Origin of the sequence: Streptomyces graminilatus, assembly GCF_001418565.1 — a bacterium.
Taxonomy (GTDB): domain Bacteria; phylum Actinomycetota; class Actinomycetes; order Streptomycetales; family Streptomycetaceae; genus Streptomyces; species Streptomyces graminilatus.
Window position 1 is genome coordinate 1 of record NZ_LIQQ01000317.1, and the last position, 5,731, is coordinate 5,731.

Annotated in this window: 6 protein-coding genes; 2 read left to right on the forward strand and 4 right to left on the reverse strand. The window is 71.2% G+C overall.

From position 1 onward, the window contains the following. From AOK08_RS26100 to AOK08_RS26115, 4 genes are all read right to left on the reverse strand, one after another. Positions 1–1,084: hypothetical protein (locus tag AOK08_RS26100; protein ID WP_055530468.1), on the reverse strand; the 1,084-nt coding region annotated here is incomplete at its 3' end. Next, positions 1,081–1,845: an LPXTG cell wall anchor domain-containing protein gene (locus AOK08_RS26105; RefSeq protein WP_055530455.1), complete on the reverse strand. Its 765-nt coding sequence runs from the start codon at positions 1,843–1,845 to the stop codon at positions 1,081–1,083. The genes AOK08_RS26105 and AOK08_RS26100, both read right to left, overlap by 4 nt. A 256-nt stretch (positions 1,846–2,101) precedes the next feature. Then, a complete protein-coding gene (locus tag AOK08_RS26110; protein WP_055530458.1) occupies positions 2,102–2,647 on the reverse strand; it encodes an ATP-binding protein in 546 nt (181 codons plus the stop codon). A gap of 158 nt (positions 2,648–2,805) precedes the next feature. Then, positions 2,806–3,210, reverse strand: coding sequence for an STAS domain-containing protein (locus AOK08_RS26115; protein ID WP_055530460.1), 405 nt, complete (start codon positions 3,208–3,210; stop codon positions 2,806–2,808). A 325-nt stretch (positions 3,211–3,535) separates the two neighbouring features. Between AOK08_RS26115 and AOK08_RS26120 the strand changes: the two genes are divergently transcribed. Both AOK08_RS26120 and AOK08_RS26125 read left to right on the forward strand, forming a co-directional pair. After that, complete coding sequence (locus AOK08_RS26120; RefSeq protein WP_055530463.1) at positions 3,536–4,402, forward strand: RNA polymerase sigma factor SigF; 867 nt, start codon at positions 3,536–3,538, stop codon at positions 4,400–4,402. Between the two features lie 153 nt (positions 4,403–4,555). Continuing rightward, a partial coding sequence (locus AOK08_RS26125) for a hypothetical protein (RefSeq protein ID WP_055530465.1) occupies positions 4,556–5,731 on the forward strand: 1,176 nt, incomplete at its 3' end.

The following is a 5,731-nucleotide window of genomic DNA, read 5'->3' on the forward strand; positions in this document are numbered from 1 at the left end:
CGGGGGTGAACCACGGCAGGGTCGGGGAGGCGGTCGCCGGCCGGGGCGGTTCGTGGTCCGGCGGCGCGCCCCATCTCGGCACACGCGGCGTCGGTCCGGGCATGCGCAGGGCCCTGCGGAGACGCGCCGACGGGCGACCGCCCACTTCGCCGCGTCCGCGCGCTCCGCCGCGCCCGCCGACTCCGCCGCGTCCGCGCGCTCCGCCCGCTCCCCGGGGCCGTACGCGGTCCACCACAGCCATCCCGACGCGGAACACCGCCGCCGGTACGACGACCGCGGCCAGGACCCAGAACAGGGTCACGCCCCAGGGCCGGCCCACACCCCACGGGTGCTCCGCGAGCACCTTGCCGCCGTACTTCAGCGAGACCGTGTAGTCACCGTGCGCCCCGCTCACCAGGTCGACCGGCAGCTCGACCCGCGCCTTCCCGCCCGGCTGGATCGTGCCGTGCCACTGCTGCTCCTCCCACTCCGGGGCGAACACCCCGTGGGAGGTGCCGACTTGGAAGACCGGGTTCCTGACCGCCGCCATGCCGAGGTTGCCGACGGTGACCGCCAGCGTCCGGGTGGGCGGCGCCCCGAACCAGGTCAGCAGCCCGCTCGAACCGTCGAGCCGTGGGGGCGCGAGGACCGAGAGACGGCCCGTGCCGACCTGTGCGGGCAGCGGTTCGACCGGGTGGCCCGCCACCTGGAACGCCGCGTCGGCCACCGTCTGCGTCCCTGCCGTCACCGTCGTCACATGCACCACGCATGGGCACGGCACCGGCGGCTCGACCACCGGCATGCTCTTGCTGAAGCCGCCCAGGGTGTCCGTGGTGACCGCTCTCGCGTCCGCGTTGGCACAGGAGTTGGTGCCGCCGAGCACTCCCCGGCCCGGCGCGGAACGGCCGCAGATGAGCAGCATCACCAGCGTCCCCGGCTGCCAGCCCGCCCCTGTCACGACGATCGAATCTCCGGTCCCCGCCTGGGACTTGGAGACCTTGGCGGTCGGCCCGGCGGCGGCCACCGCGGTCGTCGCGCCGGTCGCGGGCAGCAGCAGGAGAGCGATCGCCAGCGCCGCGACCAGTGCGGGAATCCGCCGCTTCACCGGCGTGCCGTCGGCTGCCGTCGTACGGTCGCCCCCGCCCCCGTCTGGTTCCTGCGGGTCAGCCACAGGGTGCCCGCCGCGCCCACGAGCAGTACCGTGCCGCCGAGCGTGCCCAGCGCGATCACGGAGTCCTCGGGACCGGTCTGCGGGAGTCCGCCACCAGGGTCCTTGCCGCCCGTACCCCCCGTGCCGCCTGTGTCACCGCCGCTTGTGCCACCGCCGCCCGGAGCCCCCGTGATGTCGAGCGTCAGAGACGGCTTCGGGTTGTTGGTGGGCGTGCACGTGGTGGTCGTACTGGCGGCCTTGATCGTGAGGATGCCGGCCGTGAAGGTGACCTTGCCGTTCTTCGACGGCTTGTACGTGCCGCTCAAGTCGTTGATCTTTATGGGGGTGTTGGCGGGGATCGCGGCCTCGTTCGCGGGACCGGTGACGTTCAGGGTGCCGCTGTCCGCGCCGCCCAGCGTGATCGTGGCGCTGGGGCTCATCGCGCCCTTGCCCAGTTCCACCGGGCTGGACGAGACGCCCTTCTGCCAGGACATCGTGACTCGGTAGGAGCCGCCGCTCCCGGTCGCCTTGATGTCGATGGACGAGAGGGCGCTCTTGATGCCGATCGGCGTTTCGCACCGGTAGTTGACGTCCACGACCTCGGCGCGGGCGGCGGGCGCGGCCAGCAGTACCGCCGATCCGGCCAGGGCCGCGACGGACGCGAGCGCGGCGCCTCGTTTCGGGTGCTTTCTGCGGCATGTCCGGTGGTACGACATCGTCGTCCCCCATTCCTGGCGGTCATGGCGGCATTTCTGACGGCACATCAGATCGCGAATCGGCCGTCAAGGTACGCCGGGGGACCAACAGTTGGAAGACACAGCGCACACCGGATCACCGGGATCCCGGCCTGATCCGATCGGTGCCCGGCCGGTGCCCAGCCGGTACCTCCACGCCGGATCGGCGGAGCGGCGGAACGGCGGAACGCAGGATCGGCGGAACGGCGGAACCTGGAGGACCGGGGAACAGCGGGAGTTACGCCGGAGCGCCCAACTCCGCCCACACCCTCTTGCCGGTGGCGCCGGGGGTCCTTACAACACCCCAGTCCAGGCACAGGCGTTGCACGATGAACATCCCGTGGCCGCCGGGGCGTCCGGCGCGGTGCGGGGTGCGGGGGGCCGGCTGACCCGTGCCGCTGTCCGAGACCTCGACCCGGATCACCTTGCTGTCGCAGGTGATCCACAACTCGTCCGGGCCCTCGGCGTGCAGGCAGGCGTTGGTGACCAGTTCGGAGACGACGAGCAGCACGTCCTCGGCGGCGGCGCGCCGGTCGGCGGTCGCGGCGGGCAGCCAGCCCCACGCGTACAACGCCTGCCGGGCGAAGTCACGGGCGAGCGGAACGACACCGCTCTCGCCCGCGAGAGTCAGGCTGCGGGTCTGACGACCTCCACGAACACCCCCCGAGGCACCCGCCGAAGCACCGCCGGAAACGCCGTTGGAAGCGCCGTCGGCCCCGGAGGACACCGGGGAGCCCGCCGAGGACTCCGGGGAGCCCGGCAAGTCGGGCCGGGTGGTGCTCATCAGCGCTTCACCTCACCGATTCACCAGTTCACGTACACGCATACGTACACGGTATTCATTCACCACAATTCCATACGCACATCATCGTGTGCGTATTCAGGATGTCTCCTGCCCGGCGGAACCGACAGAACACCCCCGAAGAGCGTCCGCCGGACAGGTCAGGAGGAGTCAACGGCGCCGGGGGACGCGGGCGGCTCGGCGGCCAGGGCGTCGGCGAGCGACTCATGGACGGTGAACACCGCGTCCGCGCCCGTGATCTCGAACACCCGGGCGACCACCGGCCGCATCCCGGCGAGATGCACCCCGCCGCCCGCCTCCTCCGCCTTCAGGCGGGCGCCGAGCAGCACATTGAGGCCGGTGGAGTCGCAGAACTCCAGCCGCGAGCAGTCGACGACGAGCCGTGCGACGCCCTTCGCGAGGCAGTCCTCAAGCGGTTCACGCAACAGGTCGGCGGTGTGGTGGTCAAGCTCGCCCGTCGGCGACACCACGGCACTGGAACCCTCGTGGCGCACCTCCACCAGAAGCCGGCCGGACTGTGCGCTGCCGACCGTCTCGCGGTCCATGCCGTCTCTCTCCCGGGTTTGTGTCCGCTCACGGGCGCACGCTCGCACCCCGACTGACGTCCACGAACACTACGCCTTCCCCACACTCTCCGACACCCGAACTAGCGCCCATAGGTGGACAAAAGGGAAAGCAAGGCACTTGCGGTGGGCTCGGGGAAGCGGGTAGGGCTAGTAGGGAGCCGGTTCCCGCAGGGGGCCGGCCCGAGACACGTACCCGACACGGCCGGCATTGGAGGCGCCCGCACACCGCACGAATCACACACGCAAGCGCACCGGCTTCGGCAGCCCTGTTCGCCGACCCATGCCGAGAACCACGGAGGACACCATGTCACCCCGGCTCGAAGCACCGCAGACCCCGAGGGCGACGCGAGTTCCCGTTCCCGACGCCCTGGACGGGCTCCCCGAGATCCCGCCGTTCGACGAGGTGGGGGCGGCCCACGCCCGAGCCCTGTCCAAAACCCTCTTCGCACGGCTGGAGTTCCTCGAAGAGGGCACCCACGACCATTCGTACGTCCGCAACACCCTCGTCGAACTCAACCTCGCGCTGGTCAAGTTCGCCGCCTCCCGCTTCCGTTCGCGCAGCGAACCCATGGAGGACATCGTCCAGGTCGGCACGATCGGCCTGATCAAGGCGATCGACCGCTTCGAGCTGAGCCGGGGCGTCGAGTTCCCGACGTTCGCCATGCCGACCATCGTCGGCGAGATCAAGCGCTTCTTCCGCGACACGTCGTGGTCCGTCCACGTACCGCGCCGCCTCCAGGAACTCCGCCTCGACCTGGCACGGGCCGGCGACGAACTGGCCCAACGGCTCGACCGCGCCCCCACCGTGGCCGAGTTGGCCGACCGTCTCGGCCTCACCAAGGACGAGATCGTGGAAGGCATGACGGCCTCGAACGCCTACACCGCCGGCTCACTGGACGCACAGCCCGAGGACAACGACTCCGAGGGCGCGCTCGCGGACCGCATCGGGTACGAGGACCACGGCATCGAAGGCATCGAGTACGTCGAGTCGTTGAAGCCGATGATCGCCGAACTCCCGCCCAGGGACCGGCAGATCCTCTCGCTGCGCTTCGTCGCCAATCTGACCCAGTCGGAGATCGGCGAGGAACTGGGCATCTCCCAGATGCACGTGTCGCGGCTGCTGTCACGGACGTTGCGGCATCTGCGGAAGGGCCTGCTGGCCGAGAACTGAGGCCGAACCTCGGGAGGGGTTTTCCGGTTGCCGCAGGTCGCCGCGGAAATCCCCTCCCTCTTTTCCCAAAGGCCCCCTGCGTCACCCGGGCCGCCCTCACACTGGCTGGTACTTCAGGACGGGGCTGAGTCGGGGGTGCGAGGAGGCGGACGGATGTCCCAGGGCACCGACCACGGCGGGGCAGACGGGGTGGACGGGCTGTACTCCGGTGCGGCCGACGCGCACCTCACCGAGCTGCTGCGCACCAACTCCCCCACCGCTTATGCGGCGTTGCGGGAACTCCGGGCCCGCCACCACGCGTCCGTCCTCGCCTACGCCCGGCTGTGCACGACGAGCGACTCCACGGCAGGGCAGTTGGCGTCCCAGGCGTTCACGACGGCGGCCCGGGACACGGCACGCGGCAGCGAGCCGAGCGTTCCGTGGCGCCACCAACTCCTGTTGCTGGCAGCTCATCTGGCGGCCGGCTGGACGACGGACGAACGCGCGACGGGCCTCGACCCGAGTCTGCGCCTCGTCCTGAACACCGGTGGCGGAAGGTGGCCGCCCCCGCCCCTGCTGGGCCCGTTCCAGTCGCTGGCGTCCCGCACCCAGGGCCTCATCTGGTACGGCGTCGTGGAGCGCGAACCCGAGGAGCGGACCGCCGCCCTCCTCGGCCTGACGCGCGAGGACGTGATGTACGAGACGGACGCGGCGCTCCAGGCCCTGGCCCAGGCCTGTCTGCGGTTCCGGCTGGCCGTCTCCGACGATCCGCGCTGCCAGGACTTCCGCCGGCTGATCGAGGAGTCGGTCCGCCCGGTCAACCCCCGCCACAGCACGGACCTCAACTCCCACATGGTCATCTGCCCGCACTGCTCGACGGCCTACGGGGAACTCTCCGCCCTGCGCGACCATCCGCGCACGGCACTCGGGGAGGGCCTGCTGCCATGGTGCGGCCCGGCGTACGCGAGGGACGCGCGAGAAGCACGGGACACGCCTGCGGTCACACGCGCCAACGCCCTTCCGGTTGAGGTCGGTTCACCCTGGCCTGCTCCTGCGGCCCGGCCGTCCCGTCGGCGGTTCGCGCTGGCCTCGGCGGTGCTGGGTGTGACGCTGGTCCCGCTGCTCGTCGTACTGCTCGTACGGGGTGGCGGCCCGCCGGATCCCCAGGGCACGGCGGGCACGCCCCCGGCCACTTCGGCGCCGAGCACACCGCAGGCGACGGCCCCTTCGTCCCCGGGTGCCGCCAACTCACCTCTTCCGCCCGCGACTTCACGACCGCAGACGACTGAGAGCCCGAGCCCACCCCCGAAACCAACCCCCACGGTCGAACCCAAACCCACGCCCGCACCC

Excerpts from the sequence above, each read along its gene's own strand:
- AOK08_RS26115 (WP_055530460.1), bottom strand. The coding sequence starts at position 3,210 with ATGGACCGCGAGACGGTCGGCAGCGCACAGTCCGGCCGGCTTCTGGTG.
- AOK08_RS26110 (WP_055530458.1), bottom strand. The coding sequence starts at position 2,647 with ATGAGCACCACCCGGCCCGACTTGCCGGGCTCCCCGGAGTCCTCGGCG.
- AOK08_RS26120 (WP_055530463.1), top strand. The coding sequence starts at position 3,536 with ATGTCACCCCGGCTCGAAGCACCGCAGACCCCGAGGGCGACGCGAGTT.
- AOK08_RS26105 (WP_055530455.1), bottom strand. The coding sequence starts at position 1,845 with ATGTCGTACCACCGGACATGCCGCAGAAAGCACCCGAAACGAGGCGCC.